The organism is Pseudomonas fluorescens, from assembly GCF_902497745.1.
GTDB classification, from domain to species: Bacteria; Pseudomonadota; Gammaproteobacteria; order Pseudomonadales; family Pseudomonadaceae; genus Aquipseudomonas; species Aquipseudomonas fluorescens_BM.
Genome location: NZ_CABVHJ010000011.1, coordinates 164,716 through 185,448 on the forward strand (window position 1 = coordinate 164,716; position 20,733 = coordinate 185,448).

Sequence of the window (20,733 nt, forward strand, 5' to 3'; positions counted from 1 at the left end):
TGGCCGGATGCTCAATATTCCTCACACACATTTCCCTGCAACAGCTCCTGCACAAGCGTAGTCAGTGTGAGTGAAACATCACTGCGCAACCTTCAACGGATTGCCGAAACGCCTCAGGTACATCTCGCCGAACTTGTAAGAGGCGTAATCGGTGATGTGGCCAATGTCACGATAGACCGGTAAACCGTCGACAGTGGTCATGCACGCGGCGTCTTTGCATTGCACGATTTTTGGGTCAATGACGATCAAGCCGGGGTATTCAGTCTTCAAGTCATTGAACAGTCGTTCGAGCACCGGCTCTTTCGCGCCTGACCATGGCGCCGTGGCGCAGAGGCTGCTTTGCTCGGCACTGCCCATCAACCCGCGCAGCTTGACCTGTTGCAGCAGGCAGGTATTGATCCCCGCAGGCATAGGCAGCGTGTTCTCCAGAAAGACCGGAGTAGCACCGGATTCGACAATGATATCCAGGGCTTTGCGGATCGCTGTGCCGAGGCGTTGTTGCGACAGCTCCGGGCTGCGCGGGTCGTCCAGTTTGGTGACGATGTCATCCTTGAGATAAGCCTCCCAGAACTGGCCAACGATCACATACTTGAAATGCTTCTTCGCGATCAAGTCGTAATAGCGACGCGTCGCGTTGTGGCATTTTTGATACAGCCCGTTCGTGTACTTACTCACGTCATAGAGGTAGATCCCGGGCAAGGCCAGGCATGCCGGATAACCCTGTGTGAGGACGGCAAGATTGGCATCCTTGGCCAGTGTTTCGACAAAGCCCCAGTAGTGATTCGAAAATGAATCGCCCATCAGCAATATTTGCGGCGCGGCCTGCGCGGCGCCCGCTATACAGCCCGGATCGGCGCCGTCACTGACACCCAGGCATCCCTCCCGAGTGGCTGGAACAGACGCTTTCAAACCGTTGAAGACGTTGTTGTAGCCTTCGTTGAAGCGGTTCGGCCAGCCTTCCTGTCTGACGCTGGCCGCGTGGAGCAGCGACAGGCCGATTGCGGGCAGGATCATCAGCACGACAAGGGTTTTGGCAAAGCCGAGCCTGGCCTTTCGAAAGCGGTTTTCGATCAGCACGTAGCAGAGCCAGGCCATGACGAACGTGGAGACGAAGTAAACGACCGTCGCTGGCGCGGTGAGGGTGATGCCCATGTAATTCATCAGCGCCAGGATCGGCCAGTGCCACAAGTACAGGGAGTACGAAAGCGTGCCTATGAACACCAGGGGTTTGAACGCCAGCAGTTTCGAGGTAAAGCTCGCATCGCCAATCCCCTGAAACAGCAAGGCTGCAGTGGCGAGGCACACGGCAATGGCGTGGTAGCGCGGAAAGCCCGGCAGGATATCTGCCAGAGTGGCGCAGTAGAGGATCGTCGCCAGCGAAAACGCACAGACCAGCGTGGCGCTCAGGCGATTGAGCCTGAACGTGTCCGTGCTGAAAATGACTGCACAGGAGCCGATCATCAATTCGAAAATTCGCGCGGTGAAGAAGTAGTAGTTTTTGTCAGGAACCGAGTAAGACAAGTACAGCGCGAGCGCCATTGCCGCCAGGGTCAAGCCGAGCACCACCGCTTTGAACAGGCTTTTCGCCAGATAGCGGTAGAGCAACCAGAGGCCCAGCGGCAGGGCCAGATACCACTGCCATTCGATGGCCAGCGACCAGGTGTGCAACAGCGGCAGGCTGGCCGCATCAGGCGTGGCGTAGCCCGTTGTGACTTTGGAAAAATACTGGTTGGAGATGATTAGCGATGTGTACTTTTCGCTTTTCAGAAAGTCGACATAGTCATCGGGCAAGTACAGCAGCGTTGTGATAATCAGGGTCACGGCCAGCAACGCAATCACCGCTGGCTGCAAGCGCCAGATTCGCCGCGTATAGAACCCCGAGAACGTGAACGTGCCGTTGTTCAGCGATTTCATGATGATCGCGGTGGTCAGATAACCCGAGATCACGAAGAAGATATCGACGCCAATAAACCCGGACGGGAAAAGCGTCAGACCGCCGTGGAAAATCAACACCAGCAACACTGCGATTGCACGTAACCCGTCGATATCCGCACGATACTCGATCGATGGTTTGCGATCCCCGGTAGCCACGGTCGCCGCTGGCGAAAGAGGCTCGTGCAGATTTTTCGCGCCACGCAGTTTGAACAGCAGCCCGCGCAAAGGCTTGCTGGATACCTCAACGGGGCGATTGAGCATTTATCAGTCCCTGGTCATTGCCGGGCGATCAATCAACAGTCCATTTGATCGCGCTTGATTCGTTGAAAGACAGCCGAGGGTATCGGCTGTCGAAGGCTTGCAGTAAAGCTCAACCCTGATGGGGTTTACGCCCCGACACAAAATGACTGACATCGTTGAATCCCGGTGTCGACGCGTGACCCGGCGAGACCAGCGAATCGATAAACGCCTCATCCTGCGCCGTGATCTGCACGGCCTGCGCCTTGGTATAAGCATCCCACTGATCTTCAGTTCGCGGCCCGACAATCGCCGACGTCACCGCACTGTTATTCAACACCCAGGCAATCGCGAACTCGACCATCCCGACCCCGCGCTGCTCGGTGTACTGCTGAATTTTCTGGGCGATGCGAAGCGATTCCACGCGCCACTCGGTTTCCAGAATGCGCTTGTCCTGGCGTCCGGCGCGGCTGTTGGCGTCCGGTTTGACATCCGGCGCGTACTTGCCGCTGAGCACGCCCCGGGCCAGCGGACTGTAAGGCACTACACCAAGGCCGTAGGTTTGTGCCGCAGTGATCTGCTCGGTCTCGGCCTGGCGGTTGACGATGTTGTACAACGGCTGACTGATCACAGGACGGTCAACGCCGAGTTTATCGGCGATGCGAATCACCTCGGCAATCCGCCAGCCGCGATAGTTCGACAGGCCCCAATAACGAATCTTGCCCTGACGAATCAGATCGCCAATCGCCGACACGCTCACTTCCAGCGGCGTGTTGTGGTCTTCGCGGTGCAGGTAATAAATGTCGAGATAGTCAGTGCCGAGCCGGGTCAGGCTGGCATCGATGCCATTGAAGATGTGTTTGCGGCTCAAACCGCTGCGATTCGGCACGCCGTCCACCGGGCCGAAACCGACCTTGGTCGCCAGCACCCAGTCATGCCGATGACGGGCAATCGCTTCACCGACGATCTCTTCGGAACGACCGTTGGTGTAGACGTCGGCGGTGTCGATGAAATTGATCCCCTGATCCCAGGCCTTGTCGATGATGCGCAGCGAATCCTCAGCGCTGGTCTGCTCGCCAAACATCATCGTGCCGAGGGTGAGGGTGGACACCTGCAAGCCCGAGTGACCGAGTGTGCGATAGCTCATGCCGAAATCCTTTTGTCGGTGGGAAAGCTCTAATCAAATACCAGAAGCAAGACGTGTCGGCAAAGCCAGTTTGCGCTCAGTGAGTGACCATTCGTCGTAACTGTCAGATATGACAGTAGGCAGTCATCAGGTAAATCTGGCCTGATCCTGAACGATGGAGTTAGCCCAAAAAGTCCTATTCCATGAGCCAGATCAGGAGTGTTTCCATGACTAATCAACCTTGTTTTTCAGCGACACCCGATGAGTCTGTACTAGTTCTTTATCCGCCGCAGCTGCCGGACAGTAACAAGTCTGTGGCTGGCGCAGATTGCGGTATTGGCATGCAGTTTTATGACCTGACGCCAAGCGGCGCTACGGTCATCATTGATTCCTACTTGGGACAAGCACCGCTGGACACTGTTCAGCTAAATTTGAACGGCGAAACTAATATCGCCAGCACCCAGACTCAATCCACTGATGATTCGGTGGTGCTCTATATACCCAAAAAAAAATTGAGGTCGGATCCCGGCTACCTCAACCAACTTACGTATACAGTCGTTCGTGGAAGCAGTAATGAAGGCACTTCGGAACCGCCACTAACGATTTTGTACAACGCTATTCGGCCAGGCATGGACGACCAGATCGCCGGTGATGAAGGACATTCCGAACTTGAACTCGTACTGCCTCAAGACCTGATTGACGACGGTGTTGATGCCGACAGGGCAGCGCAGGGCGTGCAGGTTTACTTCTCCTACCCTTACTGCCGGGCCTACGACAGAATATTGCTTAACTGTAATGGTCATGATGTATCGCGCGAAGTGCACCCTGACGAGGCTCCAGCCACACCCACTAGCGTGCCCACCCGGCTCGGTCTGCTACTCGATAAAGCCGACTTAGAGGCTGCAGGCGATCATCCGCAGTTCGCTTTTTCTTATACCGTGAGCGATCAAATTGGCAACGGTGCCGACTTGAATTCGCCATGGTCGGCGGCGATCCGGGTCGTGGTTGATCTCAAGGGTACACGGCTGGCAGCTCCCGATATTGCCGAAGACCCGGATGACCCGCACGACGCGCCAGACACGATTGACCTGAACAAACTGGGGAACAAGGACCTGACCATCCAGGTGCATGTTCTGGAATCTCTCTGGGCCACTAACGACACTGTCCGCGTGAAATACACCGCGACGCCGAGTAGCGGACCCGTTGTCGTACATACGGTTGACGAGCCTGTCGGCAGGCTTCCTTTTGTGCACAGGTTGATGATTCCCAATGCCAAGGTCATTGGCGACAGTGCGGTCGCTGTGCTGTATGAGCAAGTACGCGGGGGAATCGTTATTGCAACATCGAAAGTTGCCCGGGCACGGGTGATTGTGAAACCGCTTATTTTGGCGGTGAAGAATTCGTCCGGAGGAGACGTGCAGAACGGCGGCACGGTTTCGGATAATAAAGTGGTGTTGTCAGGCTCTGCGCTGGCAGGCGTGGTGCTGCAGCTGTTTGATGACGGAACTTATGTCGAAGATATTCAAGTCGCGGCCAACTATAAGTGGCAGAGCAAATTGATACCGATCGCCGTAGGTCAGCACAGCTTTATTGCGAAGGAAAAAACCGGGAATCAACTTGAGTCGGATCCTTGGCGGTTTCAACGTTTGGCGTTGAGCATCGACCGGACGCAGATGAAGCTGGACGGGTTTTCGGTGAAGATTCCGCAGTGGCCGAAAACCGGGGAGGATTCGATTGGCAATACGGGTGTTCGTGTGCCGACGGGTGGGGTTCCGCCGTATGACTATGCGTCTTCGGATCCGTTGACTGCGCCGGTGACTGCGGCGGGTAAGGTGACGGGACTCAAGCAGGGTGTGGCGACGATATATGTCACGGATCAGGAGGGTGAGACAGTTAGTTACTTGGTGGCTGTTACGAATGTTTTTCAATTGCGGATCAGTGCTGAAAAGCTTCGGGCGGATGATGCAATTGCTTGGATGCATACGCTAGGTGGGATGCAGGTTTATAATTGGACCTTCATTGGAGACATACGACGTGTTTATTTTCCATCCATCCCTGAGCATGTAAATGCGTGTTGTTTATTCGGTAGCAGCTATGTTTATATGCGGCCAGATACAACCTTTTTTGGTTCTCCTGGGCGTCATGTACTCACATCGTGGTGCCTCCTACCTCTGTAGTTCAGTATTGTTTTGATCGTCCTCCCGGTCGGGAACGATCAAAACACGCTACGGGGCAAAGTGATTTATCGGCTCAGCCCGGTGCAGCGCTCTTGCAGAAACCCCTGCAATACCCTGACCCGTTCCGACACCTGCACCCGATGCGGACACAGCAAATTGAACGGCACGCTTTCCCCGTCCCAATCTTCGAACAACGTCACCAGCCGCCCGGCGCGGACATCTTCGGCAATGTCGAGCCAAGCCTTGTAAGCGATGCCATGCCCGGCCAGCGCCCAGCGGCGGGCGACTTCGCCGTCGTCGCTGAAGTAGTCGCCGTGGACTTCGACTTCCAGCGTTTCATCGCCGCGACTGAAGCGCCAAGTGTTGTAGGGACTGCCGTTACGCAAATAGAGCAGGGCACTATGCTCGCTCAGTTCGGCGGGATGTTGCGGAGTGCCATGGCGCGCCAGATAGTCAGGGCTGGCGCAGGCAACCCGCCGGTGTTGCGGCAGAATCGGCAACGCCACCAGCGTCGAATCACTTGGCACGCCGAAGCGCAGCGCCACATCGACGGTCTCGCGAAACAGATCGGCATGCCGGTCGTTGAGTAGCAGTTGCAGTTGAATATTCGGGTGTTCGCGCTTGAAATCATCGAGCCACGGTAACAACACGTTGCGTCCGAAGTCCGACGGCGCAGCCAGTTGCAACACGCCGCTCAACCCTTCGCTTTGTTGTTTAAGTGCCTGTTCACCCTCGGCCAGCGCCGCCAGTGCCAAGCGCACGCTTTGCAGATAACAGCGACCTTCTTCAGTCAGACGAATACTGCGCGTGGAGCGTGCGAATAAACGAATGCCGAGGCGGGTTTCCAAGCGCTTCAGCGCAATACTGGCGGCGGCTGGCGTCAGCTCCAAGGCACGAGCGGCGGCGGAGATGCTGCCGGCGTCGGCGACACGGACGAAGATCTCCAGATCTAGAATCGAGCTCATTGCTAAAAATCCTTTAAAGATCTTTGCGTTTTTGCGGGATTTTTCAGTGATTAGCAAGGGCAGATACTGCAATCAGTCAACAATCGCAGGAGAGGCGCATGACCTGGACATTCGATCATCTGGCCTTCAATACCGCTGACGGTCAGGCCTTGCAGGACGGTTTCGCCAAGTTGCTCGGGCTCAAGCCGGGCCGTCGACCGCCGTTTCCGTTTCCGGGGCGTTGGCTGTATCAGGATGAACACGCCGTGGTGCATGTGATCGAGCGGCCGCTGCCCGATGACACTGAACTGAGCCACATCGCGTTTCGTACTGATGAGCCGGCGGAAACGGTGTTGCAGCGGGTGCGTGAGAGTGGATTGCCGTATCAGTTGGCGCAGGTACCGGGCGAGGGGATCGCGCAGATTTTTGTGCAAATGCCCGGTGGTCTGGTGATTGAGCTGGATGCCAAAGCACTGCCCTCACCCTAACCCTCTCCCAGGGGGAGAGGGGACCGACCGAGGTGTTTGAACGAGGTACACCGACGTGCAATAGCGAGTCGAACTCAGGTCTTGAAAAGCACCAAAATCGGCTCCCTTTCCCTTCGTTACTGGAGCAACCGAACTCTTTGTAATGCCATGCAATTCCAAGTCGAACTCAGACTTTGAAAAGCCCGAAGATCGGCTCCCTTTCCCCCTCGCCCCCTGGGGGGAGAGGGCTGGGGTGAGGGGGAAAAGATCTCCAGAACAGCACAAAAGCCCAGCCGAAACCCCAATAAAAAACGACCCTGAAAAGGGCCGTTCTTCCATCCATCAAAAAACTCAAGCCCGCAACGTCCGCGTCATGCGCAACGCCAGCAAACTCCCGCCAACAATCACACCCGCCAGCAGATACAGCGCTGCATCGGTCGAACCGGTGCTGTCCTTGACCCAACCCACCAGATAAGGGCTGAGGAAGCCAGCCATCTGCCCCATCGAGTTGATCAACGCCAGCCCGCCCGCCGCAGCGCCCGCACTCAACATGGCCGTCGGCACCGGCCAGAACATCGGCAGACCCGTCAACGCGCCCATGGTGGCAATGGTCAGGCCGAGAATCGCAATCGCCGGGTTCGCCGCAAAGTTAACGGCGATCACCAGACCGATCGCACCCATCAGCATCGGCACCACCAAGTGCCAGCGACGCTCCTTGCGCAAGTCCGCCGAACGCCCGACCACCAGCATGAACACCGCCGCCAGCAGATACGGAATTGCACTCAGCCAGCCGATCACCAGGTTATCGCTGAAGCCGAGGTTTTTGATGATCGACGGCAGCCAGAAGTTGATCGCGTACACGCCGCTCTGGATGCAGAAATAGATCAGACCGAACGCCCAGATCGCCGGGTTCTTGAACACGGCCAGCAGCGAGTCGGAAGTGGTTCTCGGTTTGTTTGCCAAATCTTCGGCCTGATCCGCTTCCAGCACCGCACGCTCATGCGGGCTCAGCCACTTGGCGTTGGCGAAGCTGTCGCTCAGCAGGAAATAGGCGAGGGCGCCGAGGATGACGGTAGGAATGCCTTGCAGCAGAAACATCCACTGCCAGCCGGCCAGACCGCCCTGGCCCGCCGCAAAGTGATTGAGAATCCAGCCAGAAAACGGGCTGCCGAGCAAACCGGACACCGGGATCGCCGACATGAACAACGCCATGATCCGCCCACGGCGAAAGGTCGGGAACCACTGCGAGAGATACAAAACAACGCCGGGGAAGAACCCGGCTTCAGCCGCACCGGTGAACAGCCGCAGGGTGTAGAACTCGGTCGGCGTGGTGACGAACAACAGGCAGGTCGACAGCGTGCCCCAGGTGATCATCATCAGCGCGATCCAGCGCCGTGGACCGAATTTGGTCAACGCCAGGTTGCTCGGCACGCCGCACAGCACGTAGCCGATGAAGAAAATACCGGCACCGAGGCCGTACACGGTTTCGCTGAATTTCAGCGCGTCGAGCATCTGCAGTTTGGCAAATCCAACATTGACCCGGTCGAGGTAGTTGAACAAGTAGCAGATGAAGATGAAGGGGATCAAACGCAGGGTGATGCGTTTGTAGACGGCATTTTTATCGTCAACGATGGTCTGGGTAGCTGCGGCGCTCTGCGACATAGCGGCTCTCTCTTTATTATGATTTTTTGCGATGCAAAGGGTAACGTTGATCGCCCCGAGAGTCTCGGTCACCTTTGGCCGGATTGTCTTTGTGCCTGAGCACAGGGTTTGCCGCCAGACCCTGTGCGGGTGAACAACTGCCAGTGCCATAAATCAAGGATTGCCGCCGCTATGTTCGAACTCGATCACGACCTCGCCCAGGACATCGTCGACCGGGCCATGGCCATTTTGCCCTACAACGTCAACGTCATGGACAGCCAGGGGCTGATCCTCGGCAGCGGTGAACCGGAGCGCATCAACACCCGTCACGAAGGCGCGCAACTGGTGCTGGCCAACGGTCGCGTGGTCGAGATCGATGCGCAGACGGCCGTGCATCTGAAGGGCGTACAACCGGGAATCAACCTGCCGCTGTTGCTCGATCAGCGCTTGATCGGTGTGCTCGGCATTACCGGCGAACCGGAGCAACTGCGCACGTATGCCGAACTGGTGCGCATGACCGCCGAAATGCTCGTCGGCCAGCGCAATCAGCAGGCCGAGCAGCAATGGCGGCGCCAGCGTTGCGATGATCTGCTGGCGTTGCTGTTGAGCGAGGCCGGGGACTCGCCGCGTTTGGTCGATGAAGCGCAGCAGCTTGGGCTCAAACCGCAATTGACCCGGGTGCCGTATCTGTTCGAGCTGGGCCTTGAACATGGACCGGGGCAAACCGTTGAGGCGTTGAGTGCCTGGCTGACGTCGCGTTATCCCGATAGCTGGTGCGTGAGTTCCGCGAAGTCTTCCCTGTTGTGGTGCCGGCCGGCGAGTCAAAACGTCGAGCATGATCGCTTGCTGGAGAAGCTCGATGGCCTCGGCTGGAAGGTGCTGCGCATTGCCGTGGGCGGGCAGGCTGACGGACTCGCCGGGCTGCGCCGTTGTTATCGGCGCGTAGGCGACTTGCTCGCCTATGGTCGCGAAGTGTTGCCGCACTCGCGATTGCTGACGTTGAACCGCTATCGCTTGCCGGTGATGTTGTGGCGGCACCGCAATGACGACGCACTGGACGAATTGCTCAAGCCGCTGCGCAAAGTGATCGCCAAGGACGGCAACGGCCAGTTGCTGGCGACCCTGCGCAGTTGGTGTGAGCACGATGGCCAGAGTCAGGCGTGTGCCGATGCGCTGGGGATTCATCGCAACAGTTTGCGTTATCGGATGGAGCGGATTGCCGAGTTGAGTGGGGTTGATCCGCTCAGGCTGGACGGGATGCTGGCGCTGTATCTCGGGGTACAGCTGCTGCCACAGACAGATCCGGGTTAATTGGGCATCTTCAAAGACGCCTTCGCGAGCAAGCTCGCTCCCACAATGAAATGCGATCACCTGTGGGGGCGAGCCTGCTCGCGAAGGCGGCGGAACATTCAAAACAGATCTTTTGTGAAAATGAACAATAAACGTCCCCGCCACTTGTGCAGCGGACAGGCGTCAACACGCAGGCGGACTGGCAGCATGAGGGACATTGCAACCGGAGAATTCCCATGAAGATCGTCATCGCCCCCGACTCGTTCAAGGACAGCCTGAGTGCTCAAGGCGTCGCCGAAGCCATTGCTCTTGGCCTGGCGCAGGTCTGGCCGCAGGCAACGCTGGTCAAATGCCCAATGGCCGATGGTGGCGAAGGCACGGTCGAGTCGATCCTCGCTGCCTGCGAAGGCGAAATGCGCCGCACCCGCGTGCGTGGCCCGTTGGGTTCGGCAGTCGATGCGGCGTGGGGCTGGTTGCCATACAACCACACCGCAATCATCGAAATGGCCGAGGCCAGCGGCCTGCAACTGGTGCCACCGGGGCAACGCGATGCCTGCATCAGCAGCACCTTCGGCACCGGCGAATTGATTCGCGCGGCGCTGGATGCCGGCGCGCAACGAGTGATTCTGGCGATTGGCGGCAGCGCGACCAACGATGGCGGCGCCGGGGCAATGCAGGCGTTGGGCGTGAAGTTGCTCGATGCGCAACATCAGTCGCTGGTGCCCGGCGGTCTGGCATTGGCGCAACTGGCACAACTGGACCTGAGCGAACTCGATCCACGTCTGGCGCAGGTGCGTTTCGATATTGCCGCTGACGTCAACAACCCGCTGTGCGGCCCGCACGGTGCTTCGGCGATTTTCGGCCCGCAGAAAGGCGCATCACCGACGCAGGTGCAGCAACTCGATCAGGCGTTGGGGCACTTCGCCGAGCTGTGCGCGCAGGCCTTGGGCAAAGACGTTCGTGACGAGCCGGGCAGTGGCGCGGCAGGTGGTCTGGGGTTTGCGGCCAAGGCTTTTCTCGGCGCGCAATTTCAAGCCGGGGTGGAAGTGGTTGCCGAACTCGTCGGCCTCGCCGAAGCGGTCGAAGGCGCTGATCTGGTGATCACCGGGGAAGGGCGCTTCGATGCGCAGACCTTGCGCGGCAAGACGCCGTTCGGTGTTGCGCGGATTGCCAGGCAACACGACGTGCCGGTGATCGTCATCGCCGGAACGTTAGGTGAGGGTTATCAAGAGCTTTACGATCACGGCATCGATGCGGCTTTCGCCGTGACCAGCGGCCCGATGACGTTGGAGCAGGCCTGCGCCGAAGCACCGCGACTGCTGCGTGAACGCGCTACCGATATTGCCCGCGTCTGGCAAATGGCCAAACACAACGTGTGAAACAGGCTCACAGGGTGTTTCAATCTTGAAACACCCGGAAAAATAGTTGCCCTTGACCCGCAATCTTCCTAAAGCCTGGCCGATACAGCTAACAGGCGCGCACATAACTACCTAAAACAGTGACGCCGGACTGAGCCCGCCCCCCCGGGCCAGTGATGACGCATGGACGCTCGTAGTTTCTATCTTTCGAGAGCTCAACTATGTCCCTGCGTAACCTGAATATCGCGCCCCGTGCCTTCCTCGGTTTTGCCTTTATCGCCTTGCTGGTGATCGTGCTCGGCGTATTCGCCGTCAACCGTATGTCGATCATCCGGCAGGCGTCCGTCGAGATGGATTCGACGCAACTTCCCAGCGTGACCCAGCTCAGCGTGGTGACAGAAAACGTCCTGCGTCTGCGGATTCTGTCGTTCCGTGTGCTGGTCAATCGCGAAGCGGCTGGTTTGCAGGAGGCGCAGACCCGCATCGGCGTTCTGGTCGACAAGGTTCGCGCCGCGCAGGCCAGTTACGCCGCACTGCCGGCCGGCCCGGAAGAACGGGCGTTGTACCAGACCTTTGCGACCACGCTGGACAACTACCTGCAAGCGCAGAACCAGATGATGGAGCTGTCGCGTCAGGACAAACTCGACGAGATGCGCAGCCTGATCAACACGCGGATCAAGGACGGCACCGACCAGATGGGCGAGCAGCTCAACAAACTGATCGCGATCAATGCCGCCGATGCCAAAGCCGCGTCGATTCAGGCCGGTGAGCATTACGACAGCGCCATCACCGGCATTATCATCGTTGCCGTTGTTGCGGCGTTGGCCACCGTGTTACTGGCCTGGCTGCTGACCCGCAGCATCGTCACGCCGCTGAACCGCGCCGTGCAGGCCGCACAAACCATCGCCAGCGGTAACCTGACCAAAGCCATTGAAGTCGACGGCAAAGACGAACCGGCCCGCCTGCTCGAAGCGCTCGCGGCGATGCAGAACAATCTGCGCAAAACCATCGAACAGATCGCCGGCTCGGCCACGCAACTGGGCGCTGCTGCCGAAGAACTCAGCGCGGTGACCGAAGAAGCCTCCCGTGGCCTGCAGCAGCAGAACAACGAAATCGAGCAAGCCGCCACTGCTGTCAACGAAATGACCGCCGCCGTCGAAGAAGTCGCGCGCAACGCCGTGTCGACCTCGGAAGCCTCGAACCAGTCGACCCACGCCGCCCGCGAAGGTCGCGACCAAGTGGTGAAAACCGTCGACGCGATCCAGACCATGACCCATGACGTGCAGAACACTGCGCAAATGATTGAAGGCCTCGCCACACAGGGGCGCGATATCGGCAAAGTCCTCGACGTGATCCGTGCCATCGCCGAACAGACCAACCTGCTGGCACTCAACGCCGCGATCGAAGCAGCGCGCGCCGGTGAGGCCGGGCGTGGTTTTGCGGTCGTGGCGGACGAAGTTCGGGCATTGGCCCATCGCACCGCGCAGTCGACTCAGGAAATCGAAAAAATGGTCGCCGGCATCCAGAACGGCACCGGCGAAGCGGTTTCGTCGATGCAGCAAAGCAACCAGCGCACCCAGTCGACTCTGGAAATGGCCCGCGCCGCCGGTGTGGCGCTGGAGCAGATCACTCAGTCGATCCATCAGATCAACGAGCGCAACCTGGTCATCGCCAGCGCCTCGGAAGAGCAAGCGCAGGTCTCGCGCGAGGTCGACCGCAACCTGGTCAATATCCGCGATCTGGCCACGCAATCGGCCGCCGGGGCCAATCAGACCAGCGCTGCGACCCATGAACTGTCGCGTCTGGCGGTAGATTTGAATGCGATGGTGGCGCGTTTTGTGATTTGAGATACGGTGAAGGCTGGAGACCGCGCAATCAGGAGACGTACATGCGCTATTCAGCCTTGACCCAACGAATCGCCGGAGAGGGAGCCGCCGCCTGGCAGATTCACGACCGAGCGCTGGAGTTGCGCGCCGAGGGTGTCGATATCCTGCTGCTGAGCGTGGGTGGCCCGGATTTCGATACACCGCTGCCGATTGTCCACGGCGCGATCGACAGCTTGCTCGCTGGCGATACCCATTATTCCGAAGTGCGAGGTCGTTTGGCGCTGCGTAAGCTGATTGCCGAACGGCATCGTCGGCGCAGCGGACAAGCAGTCGATGCTGAGCACGTGATCGTCATGCCTGGCGCGCAATGCGCGGTGTATTCGGTGGCGCAATGTCTGCTGGATCCGGGCGATGAAGTGATCGTCGCCGAACCGATGTATGTCACCTACGAAGGCGTGTTTGGCGCGTGCGGCGCGACGGTGGTGCCGGTGCCGGTGCGCCCGGAAAACGGCTTTCGTGTCGACCCGGTCGACGTCGCTGCGCGCATCACGCCGAAATCACGCGCCATGCTGTTGAACAGTCCGAACAATCCGTCTGGCGCGAGCCTGCCACTGCTGATCTGGCAGGAACTGGCGGCGCTGTGTATCCGCCATGACTTGTGGCTGATCAGCGACGAGGTCTACAGCGAACTGCTTTATGAAGGTCAGCACGTCAGCCCGGCGAGCCTGCCGGGCATGGCTGAGCGCACGGCGACCATCAACAGCCTGTCGAAATCCCACGCCATGACCGGCTGGCGCATCGGCTGGATGATCGGGCCGAAATCGCTGGCCGAGCATTTGGTCAATCTGTCGCTGAGCATGTTGTTCGGGTTGCCGGATTTTGTGCAGAAGGCCGCGGAGATTGCGTTGGAAACCGATTTGCCGGAAGTGACGCAAATGCGCGAGGAATATCGCCTGCGCCGGGATCTGGTGTGCGAGCGTTTGAGCGGTTGCCCGGGGCTGTATCCGATCCGTCCGGATGGCGGCATGTTCGTGATGGTCGATGTGCGTCAGACCGGGCTGGGCGCTCAGGCGTTTGCCGAGCAGTTGCTGGAAGGCTATGGGGTTTCGGTCCTTGCCGGTGAAGCGTTCGGGCCGAGTGCGGCGGGGCACATTCGGATTGGTCTGGTGCTGGACCGGGTGAAACTGGCGGATGCCTGTGCACGAATTGCGCTTTGTGCGGCGCAGCTTCTACAGATGCGCAGTGCTTGATGGTCTTGTATTGCCTGTACCGGCCTCTTCGCGAGCAAGCTCGCTCCCACATTGGAAATGCATTCCCCTGTGGGAGCGAGCTTGCTCGCGAAGGCGGCATTACAGCCACCGATTAATTCAGCCCTGCCATGCCGATGGATTCACCAGATTCGCCGGTTTCTCCCCAATCAACGCCGCCAACAGATTCTCCACCGCACAGCGCGCCATCGCCTCCCGCGTCTCATGCGTCGCCGAACCCATGTGCGGCGTCGCCACCACATTATTCAGCTGCAACAACGGCGAATCGTGATTCAACGGCTCACGCTCAAACACATCCAGCCCCGCCGCACGAATCCGCTGGTGACGCAGCGCGTCGATCATCGCCGTCTCATCGACCACCTTGCCCCGCGAGATATTGATGAAGATGCTTTCCGGGCGCATCAGCGCGAACTGCTCGGCGCCGATCAAGCCTTCGGTCTGCGCCGTCAACGGCAAGGTCAGGCAAATGAAATCGGCTTGCTGGAGCAGATCTTCAAGGCTGCGATATTGCGCATCGAATCGCGCCTCGACCGCCGGTTTGCGCGACTGACTGTGATAGAGCACCGGCATGCCAAAACCAAAATGCCCACGCTGCGCCAATGCCTCGCCGATGCGGCCCATGCCGATAATGCCCAGCGTCTTGCCATGCACATCGGTGCCGAAATGCGCCGGGCCGATATTGCGGCTCCATTGGCCGCTGCGCACCATGTTCGCCAGTTCAACCACACGCCGCGCGGCGGCGAGGATCAGCGCGAAACCGGTGTCGGCGGTGGTTTCGGTGAGCACGTCCGGAGTGTTGGTCAGCAGGATCTGGCGCTGGCTCAGGTAATCGATGTCGTAGTTGTCGACCCCCACCGAAACGCTGGCAATCGCCTCCAGTTGCGGCGCGAGATCAAGCAACGCCGCATCAAGTTTCAGGCTGGCGCCGAGCAAACCGTGAGCGCGGGGCAGGGCGTCGCGCAGTTGCATCAGACCGTCGGCGTCGAGGCTGTTGATCAGCGTGACTTCGCACTGTTCCTGCAAACGCGTCATCAGCGCGGGCGAAAGTTTCTTGTACAACACAACCTGTTTTTTCATGGCAAAAGTCTCTTCAGGAATGCGCTGGCACGGCACGCGTGGCAACGGCTTTGGCGACGACGCGATCACTGGCGCCGGGCTTGAGAAAAATCGTCAGCACCACCGACAGCAGCAGCGCGCCGCTCATCAGCAGATACGAAGCGCCGGGCGAACCGGTGGAGCTGTTCAGATAACCGACCAGATACGAGCCGCCGAACGAACCGAGCGCGCCCATACTGTTGATCAGCGCCATCGCGCCACCGGCGACGTTGGCCGGGAGAATCTCCGGGACGATGGCAAAAAACGGCCCGTAAGGCGCGTACATACAGGCGCCGGCAATCACCAGCAGCGTGTACGACCACCAGAAATGTTCAGCGCCCAGGGCGTAGGAACCGTAAAACGCGATGGAAGCGATCAGCAGCGGTGGCCAGACAAAACGTTTGCGCTTCTGCAACTTGTCCGAACCCCACGACACCACGAGCATGCCGATCACCGCCGCCAGATACGGCAGCGCCGACAACCAACCGGCTTCGATCATGTCCATTTGTGCGCCGGCCTTGAGGATCGACGGCAGCCATAACACGAACCCGTAGACGCCGATGCTCCAGCAGAAAAACTGCAGCGCCAGAATGATCACCTTCGGCGAACGGAACGCCTCGGCGTAGTTTTTCACCGCTTTGATGCCGACCTGTTCGGCGGCGAGTGCGCTTTCCAGATCCTGTTTTTCCTGATCACTGAGCCATTTGGCCTGCGCCGGACGATCATCGGCCAGACGCCACCAGATAAATGCCCAGAGCACTGCCGGCAGACCTTCGATGATGAACATCCAGCGCCAGCTGAAATGCTGCACCAGATACCCGGAAACCACCGACATCCACAACATCGTCACCGGGTTGCCGAGGATCAGAAAAGTGTTGGCTCGCGAGCGTTCGGCACGGGTGAACCAGTGGCACAGATACACCAGCATCGCCGGCATTACAGCGGCTTCGACCACGCCGAGCATGAAGCGAATGACGATCAGCCAATAGGCGTTGGAGACCACACCGGTCAGCGTGGCGAGACCGCCCCAGAGAATCAAGCTGACAAAAATCAGCTTCTTCACGCTGTGTTTTTGCGCGTAGATCGCACCGGGCACCTGGAAGAAAAAGTAACCGAGGAAGAACAGCGCGCCGAGCAGCGACGACAGGCCCGGGGTGATCATCAGGTCGGCGGCCATCCCGGAGGCGGCGGCGAAGCCATAATTGGCGCGATCGAGATACGCAAGGCTGTAGGTGATGAACACAATCGGCATGATGTACCACCAGCGGCGGGTGGCGAGGGTTGCGGTTTTCATGGGTGTTGCTCCTGAGCTTGTTGTTTTTGTCGCAGCAGGTTCAATTATTTGCAGTGACTAGGCTGGCCTCTTCGCGAGCAGGCTCGCTCCCACAGTGGATTTTCTGAGCTCACATAACCCCTGTGGGAGCGAGCCTGCTCGCGAAGGCGGCCTGAAACTCAACCGATAACTCCTGGCGGGTAGGCAACCCCTCCATATCCCCGCGACTCTGCACCGCGCGACTGCCAATCCAGTTCGCCCGCTGCACCGCCTCGGCAAAACCCTGATGCTCGAGCAGGGCGCTGATCATCCCCACCGCAAAGCCATCACCGGCACCGACCGTGTCGACGACATTGGCCACCGGCACACCAGCGACAAATCCCGACGCCAGATGCGTTCGGTAATAAGCGCCTTCTGGCCCGAGTTTGATCGCCACGGCTTCTGCACCCTGATCGAGATAAAACGCAGCAATGTCCGCAGGGTCGTCGAAGCCGGTCAACAAGCGGCCTTCACTCAACCCCGGCAACACCCAATGGGCGAGGGCGGCGAGGCGATTGATCTCAGTGATCATTTCGCGCTCGGTGGCCCACAGGCTCGGGCGCAGATTGGGGTCGAACGACACGCTGCGCCCGGCATTGCGCATGCGCGTCATCAGTTCGAAGGACATCTCCCGCGCCGAAGCCGAGAGCGCCGGAGGAATGCCGGTGGCATGCAGATGGCGGGCGCTCAGCAGGCTTGTCGAGATCGACTGTGGTGACAGATGACTGGCCGCCGAACCACGACGGAAATACTCGACCTGCGGGTCGCTGCCATCGTCATTGCGCGATTTGAACTGGAAACCGGTCGGGTGCTGTTTGTCGACATCGACGTTACTGCAATCCAGACCTTCCTTGATCAAGGTCTCGACCACAAAGCGTCCGAGCGAATCATTGCCGACCCGGCTCAGCCACGCGACATTGAAACCCAGACGCGAAAGCCCGATCGCGACATTGCTGTCAGCCCCGGCGATGCGCTTGTGGAAGTGCTCGACCGCCGCCAGATCTCCGGTTTGCTCGGCGACCAGCATCGCCATAGTTTCACCGAACGAGAGAATATCGATCTCAGACATGGGCAGGCTCCAGGCGGGATTGGCCGAGGCGGGCGAGGGCGGCGACATGCTCGGTGGTCAGTTGCACCAGATCATCGCCCTGCAACGGGTATTCGGCCGCGCGCATAACGCCTTGGGCCATGTGCCGCAGCAGTTGTTCCCACAGATGCAGGTCACTGACGGCCGGCGGCACTGCGACCAGTTTGCCGTCTGCGCGACGGGCCACGGCTTTGCAGTGCACATAGCCGACATGCCGGCCGAGCAGGCGGGCAGCGCTGGTGGCGGACTGGTCTTGCCACTGCCAGTTGCCGATATCGAAAGTCATCTTGATTGGCAGGTTGTGCTGCTCGACCGCGGCGAAGAAGCGCTGAAACGGTTCGATACGCCCGCCATGCAAGGTCTGGTCGTTTTCCACCAGCAATTGCACCGGGCTGTGTTTCAAACGCTCGGCCAGGGCTTGCAAATCGTTGTTGTCGGTGAAGTAGCCGAGAGAAACCTTCAGCCATTTCGAACCGAACGCTTCGGCCTGTTGCAGCGCGGTGATCAGCTCGGGATTAGGCTGCGCCTGCCCGGCCAGCCACAATTCGGTCGGTGAGGAATAGATGCTTTGCAGGCCCTGCGCCTGAGTGGCCTCGGCCAGTTGCGCAGGGTCTTCACGGGTCAGCAATTCTTCGCGCCATTCGATGCGGTTGGCCCCGGCCGCAGCCAGAACATCGATGAAAGCATCCTGCCCGCGCAGGCGGACAAGCTCGGCGCCGTAGCTGGACAGACTGATGGAAACGGCGGGTTTGTTCATTGTTATTGACCTCTGAAACCGGTTTCATTTTTGTGCAAAAAAATATCAGTGAGTGATGTGTTGTTTTTGCTGGCCCCTTCGCGAGCAAGCTCGCTCCCACATTCGGAACGCGGTCACTTGTGGGAGCGAGCTTGCTCGCGAAGGCGTCAGATCAGACACCGCCAACCTCACGGGTCGACCCACGCTCAACCAGCACCGGCGCAAAATCCATCACCCGCGCCACCTCATCATCACCACGCAAGCGCTTGAGCAGACACTCAAACGCCCGCGCACCAATCTCTGCCGTAGGCTGAGCCAGCGCAGTAATTCCGCTGCCCACCAACGGATACCAATCCAGATCATCCAGAGCAATCAGCCCGACATCCTCGAACAACCGGCAACCCATCTGGCGCAACGCAGTCGTCGTGGCCAACGCCGCCACGCCATTGGCGCAAAACAGCGCTTTCGGGCCATCGCCGGGTGTGTTTAAAAAGGTCTGAAGTTGTGCGTTCAGATCATCGCCGGTTTCCAGCACCGCCCCAGTCAGCGCCGAGCGCTGGGCGATCTGCGCCTGAAAACTGCTGACCCGCTCGATCCGCGAACTGGTGCCGTCATACGGTTCAGTCACCAGCACCAGATCCCGATAGCCGCGTTGTTCGAGATGCGCCAGCGCCATCTCCACCGCTTGCGGGTTGTTCAGCCCGACCATGTCGCTGTCGAGCCCGTCGACCTTGCGATCCACCAGCACTAACGGCATCTCGCGGCGCAGTTCATGCAATTCGTCGCGGTGATGGCCCAGGGTATTCACGATCAACCCTTCGATGTTGTACGAGCGCAACAGCGCCAGATGCTGGCGTTCCTGCTCGTCATCGCGATCGGTGTTGCACACCACCAAGCTGTAGCCATGCGCACGGCAGGCGGTTTCCACCCCGTGCATCACGGCAATCGAATAAGGGTTACGGATATCGGCCACCAGCATGCCGATCAGGCGCGTACGTCCGCGCTTCAGACCGCGAGCCATCTGGTTGGGGCGGTAGCCGAGTTCGCTGATGGCCTGTTCGATGCGCAGGGCAATGGCATCGGAGAGCAGGGCACGGTCATCGCCGATGAAGCGCGAAACGCTGGCCTTGGACACGCCGGCGCGCTCGGCGACGTCGAGCATGGTCACGCGGCTGCGCTGGGCGGATGAGAAGTCGTTCATTAATGAACCTTGTTGTTATAGGAATGCGCTGAAACCGGTTTCAGGAGATCCGATTTGCAGGAAAGTCGTCAAGCGATTTTATTTGCTGATAGGACCGCATTCCGACAGGCGGTCGAAATACCTGTCAGATATGACAGTAGGCAAGAAGTCTGACACGACGTTTAATCGGACCGAGGCTTTTCATTAATTCCCAAAGACATCAAGGGGCTTTGACGTATGTCTAACCAAGGGCCGCTGAATTTCGATCCCCCGAGAGTCATCGGTGTAGAAGATGCCGATATTGACCCGGACGGATATATCCCGCTGGATTTGTTACTGGCAGGAATCGACGTGGTCATTCCCCTGTGGCCCAGTTACGCAACGCTGCCTGATGATAGGGATATTTTAACGGTTTACTTTGATCAGCCAGGTCAGCCGCTGGTCAAGATCGAAAATACTTACACAGCAGCGGACATCCAGCCAGAATTTATTATTCGTATCAATGCGAGCTATCTGCAGGTTAACGGCGTTGGTCAGTTGCGCTACGAGGTTTTGGATACTGCGGATCAACTCTCAAGGTCAGATCCTCGCAATCTTACAATTGATCACATCCCCATTCCACGTGATCTCGATGAGCCGGATTGCCCCGATAAAGATTTCCATGGATATCTGAACTGCGACACAGATCCGCCTTTATGGGAGGGCGTTAGAGTATCTGTTCCGCCCTTGCCGGGATTCAAGGTTGGAGATCGAGTTGAGGTGCTTTGGCGAGGTTATCCAAGTTTGAACGGAAGTGATTTGGAGTACGTGAGGGCTCGTAAGAAAAGTATCCGTTTTCCACTAAGCGAGAATGATATAAAAGACGGATATTCGCTGGTGATCGAGCCTTACGACGTTCATATAAAGCCCATGGTGAAGAATGCCTCAGCGGTCGTTCAATATCGAATTTTTCGTGGCCGGAGACTTGTTGGGGTCTCCAAAGTCACAGTGGTTAAAATCGATCGAATAGTTGTTGGTGAGGAACTTCCATGCGGGCCGTAAAGTATGGAGTGAC

General features: G+C 58.7%; 16 protein-coding genes. 7 read left to right on the forward strand and 9 right to left on the reverse strand.

Annotated features, from left to right (window positions below; translation table 11 throughout):
• Positions 1-78: 78 nt before the first annotated feature.
• Positions 79-2,196, reverse strand: coding sequence for an acyltransferase family protein (locus F8N44_RS18470; protein ID WP_150651295.1), 2,118 nt, complete (start codon positions 2,194-2,196; stop codon positions 79-81).
• Between the two features lie 109 nt (positions 2,197-2,305).
• On the reverse strand, positions 2,306-3,319 hold the full coding sequence (locus F8N44_RS18475; protein WP_150651296.1) for an aldo/keto reductase: 1,014 nt from the start codon (positions 3,317-3,319) through the stop codon (positions 2,306-2,308).
• Positions 3,320-3,525: 206 nt separating this feature from the next.
• On the opposite strand from F8N44_RS18475, the gene F8N44_RS18480 reads away from it, so the two are divergent.
• Positions 3,526-5,475 carry an Ig-like domain-containing protein gene (locus F8N44_RS18480; protein ID WP_150651297.1) on the forward strand — a complete coding sequence of 650 codons (1,950 nt, stop codon included), beginning with the start codon at positions 3,526-3,528 and terminating at the stop codon, positions 5,473-5,475.
• A 65-nt stretch (positions 5,476-5,540) separates the two neighbouring features.
• Here the strand turns inward: F8N44_RS18480 and F8N44_RS18485 are convergent, their stop codons facing one another.
• Entirely contained in the window at positions 5,541-6,440 is a 900-nt protein-coding gene (locus tag F8N44_RS18485) for a LysR family transcriptional regulator (RefSeq protein WP_150651298.1), read from the reverse strand.
• 98 nt (positions 6,441-6,538) lie between these two features.
• On the opposite strand from F8N44_RS18485, the gene F8N44_RS18490 reads away from it, so the two are divergent.
• A complete protein-coding gene (locus F8N44_RS18490) occupies positions 6,539-6,907 on the forward strand; it encodes a hypothetical protein (RefSeq protein ID WP_150651299.1) in 369 nt (122 codons plus the stop codon).
• 330 nt (positions 6,908-7,237) lie between these two features.
• Here the strand turns inward: F8N44_RS18490 and F8N44_RS18495 are convergent, their stop codons facing one another.
• Positions 7,238-8,548: an MFS transporter gene (locus F8N44_RS18495; RefSeq protein WP_150651300.1), complete on the reverse strand. Its 1,311-nt coding sequence runs from the start codon at positions 8,546-8,548 to the stop codon at positions 7,238-7,240.
• 171 nt (positions 8,549-8,719) lie between these two features.
• On the opposite strand from F8N44_RS18495, the gene F8N44_RS18500 reads away from it, so the two are divergent.
• From F8N44_RS18500 to F8N44_RS18515, 4 genes are all read left to right on the forward strand, one after another.
• Positions 8,720-9,838 carry a sugar diacid recognition domain-containing protein gene (locus F8N44_RS18500; RefSeq protein WP_150651301.1) on the forward strand — a complete coding sequence of 373 codons (1,119 nt, stop codon included), beginning with the start codon at positions 8,720-8,722 and terminating at the stop codon, positions 9,836-9,838.
• 215 nt (positions 9,839-10,053) lie between these two features.
• Positions 10,054-11,196 carry a glycerate kinase gene (locus tag F8N44_RS18505; protein ID WP_150651302.1) on the forward strand — a complete coding sequence of 381 codons (1,143 nt, stop codon included), beginning with the start codon at positions 10,054-10,056 and terminating at the stop codon, positions 11,194-11,196.
• A 200-nt stretch (positions 11,197-11,396) separates the two neighbouring features.
• A complete protein-coding gene (locus tag F8N44_RS18510; protein ID WP_150651303.1) occupies positions 11,397-13,022 on the forward strand; it encodes a methyl-accepting chemotaxis protein in 1,626 nt (541 codons plus the stop codon).
• A 41-nt stretch (positions 13,023-13,063) separates the two neighbouring features.
• Complete coding sequence (locus F8N44_RS18515; protein WP_150651304.1) at positions 13,064-14,251, forward strand: pyridoxal phosphate-dependent aminotransferase; 1,188 nt, start codon at positions 13,064-13,066, stop codon at positions 14,249-14,251.
• 117 nt (positions 14,252-14,368) lie between these two features.
• On the opposite strand, the gene F8N44_RS18520 is transcribed toward F8N44_RS18515, so the two are convergent.
• From F8N44_RS18520 to F8N44_RS18540, 5 genes are all read right to left on the reverse strand, one after another.
• Positions 14,369-15,346, reverse strand: a complete 978-nt coding sequence (locus F8N44_RS18520) for a 2-hydroxyacid dehydrogenase (protein WP_150651305.1) — start codon at positions 15,344-15,346, stop codon at positions 14,369-14,371.
• A gap of 13 nt (positions 15,347-15,359) precedes the next feature.
• Positions 15,360-16,658 carry an MFS transporter gene (locus F8N44_RS18525; RefSeq protein WP_150651306.1) on the reverse strand — a complete coding sequence of 433 codons (1,299 nt, stop codon included), beginning with the start codon at positions 16,656-16,658 and terminating at the stop codon, positions 15,360-15,362.
• A gap of 109 nt (positions 16,659-16,767) precedes the next feature.
• Entirely contained in the window at positions 16,768-17,745 is a 978-nt protein-coding gene (locus F8N44_RS18530) for a sugar kinase (protein ID WP_150651307.1), read from the reverse strand.
• The gene (locus tag F8N44_RS18535; protein WP_150651308.1) at positions 17,738-18,520 is read right to left on the reverse strand and encodes a sugar phosphate isomerase/epimerase family protein; all 783 of its coding nucleotides are present in this window, start codon (positions 18,518-18,520) and stop codon (positions 17,738-17,740) included. Before F8N44_RS18535 ends, F8N44_RS18530 begins: the two co-directional genes overlap by 8 nt.
• A gap of 151 nt (positions 18,521-18,671) precedes the next feature.
• Complete coding sequence (locus tag F8N44_RS18540; RefSeq protein ID WP_150651309.1) at positions 18,672-19,700, reverse strand: LacI family DNA-binding transcriptional regulator; 1,029 nt, start codon at positions 19,698-19,700, stop codon at positions 18,672-18,674.
• Between the two features lie 216 nt (positions 19,701-19,916).
• Here F8N44_RS18540 and F8N44_RS18545 point away from each other — a divergent pair, with 216 nt between their 5' ends.
• Entirely contained in the window at positions 19,917-20,720 is an 804-nt protein-coding gene (locus tag F8N44_RS18545; protein ID WP_150651310.1) for a hypothetical protein, read from the forward strand.
• Positions 20,721-20,733 lie beyond the last annotated feature (13 nt).

Bases quoted from the DNA above. Each gene is read 5' to 3' on its own strand.
- F8N44_RS18535 (WP_150651308.1), bottom strand. From the start codon at position 18,520: ATGAACAAACCCGCCGTTTCCATCAGTCTGTCCAGCTACGGCGCCGAG.
- F8N44_RS18540 (WP_150651309.1), bottom strand. From the start codon at position 19,700: ATGAACGACTTCTCATCCGCCCAGCGCAGCCGCGTGACCATGCTCGAC.
- F8N44_RS18530 (WP_150651307.1), bottom strand. From the start codon at position 17,745: ATGTCTGAGATCGATATTCTCTCGTTCGGTGAAACTATGGCGATGCTG.
- F8N44_RS18480 (WP_150651297.1), top strand. From the start codon at position 3,526: ATGACTAATCAACCTTGTTTTTCAGCGACACCCGATGAGTCTGTACTA.
- F8N44_RS18510 (WP_150651303.1), top strand. From the start codon at position 11,397: ATGTCCCTGCGTAACCTGAATATCGCGCCCCGTGCCTTCCTCGGTTTT.
- F8N44_RS18515 (WP_150651304.1), top strand. From the start codon at position 13,064: ATGCGCTATTCAGCCTTGACCCAACGAATCGCCGGAGAGGGAGCCGCC.
- F8N44_RS18485 (WP_150651298.1), bottom strand. From the start codon at position 6,440: ATGAGCTCGATTCTAGATCTGGAGATCTTCGTCCGTGTCGCCGACGCC.
- F8N44_RS18475 (WP_150651296.1), bottom strand. From the start codon at position 3,319: ATGAGCTATCGCACACTCGGTCACTCGGGCTTGCAGGTGTCCACCCTC.
- F8N44_RS18525 (WP_150651306.1), bottom strand. From the start codon at position 16,658: ATGAAAACCGCAACCCTCGCCACCCGCCGCTGGTGGTACATCATGCCG.
- F8N44_RS18545 (WP_150651310.1), top strand. From the start codon at position 19,917: ATGTCTAACCAAGGGCCGCTGAATTTCGATCCCCCGAGAGTCATCGGT.
- F8N44_RS18505 (WP_150651302.1), top strand. From the start codon at position 10,054: ATGAAGATCGTCATCGCCCCCGACTCGTTCAAGGACAGCCTGAGTGCT.
- F8N44_RS18470 (WP_150651295.1), bottom strand. From the start codon at position 2,196: ATGCTCAATCGCCCCGTTGAGGTATCCAGCAAGCCTTTGCGCGGGCTG.
- F8N44_RS18500 (WP_150651301.1), top strand. From the start codon at position 8,720: ATGTTCGAACTCGATCACGACCTCGCCCAGGACATCGTCGACCGGGCC.
- F8N44_RS18495 (WP_150651300.1), bottom strand. From the start codon at position 8,548: ATGTCGCAGAGCGCCGCAGCTACCCAGACCATCGTTGACGATAAAAAT.
- F8N44_RS18520 (WP_150651305.1), bottom strand. From the start codon at position 15,346: ATGAAAAAACAGGTTGTGTTGTACAAGAAACTTTCGCCCGCGCTGATG.
- F8N44_RS18490 (WP_150651299.1), top strand. From the start codon at position 6,539: ATGACCTGGACATTCGATCATCTGGCCTTCAATACCGCTGACGGTCAG.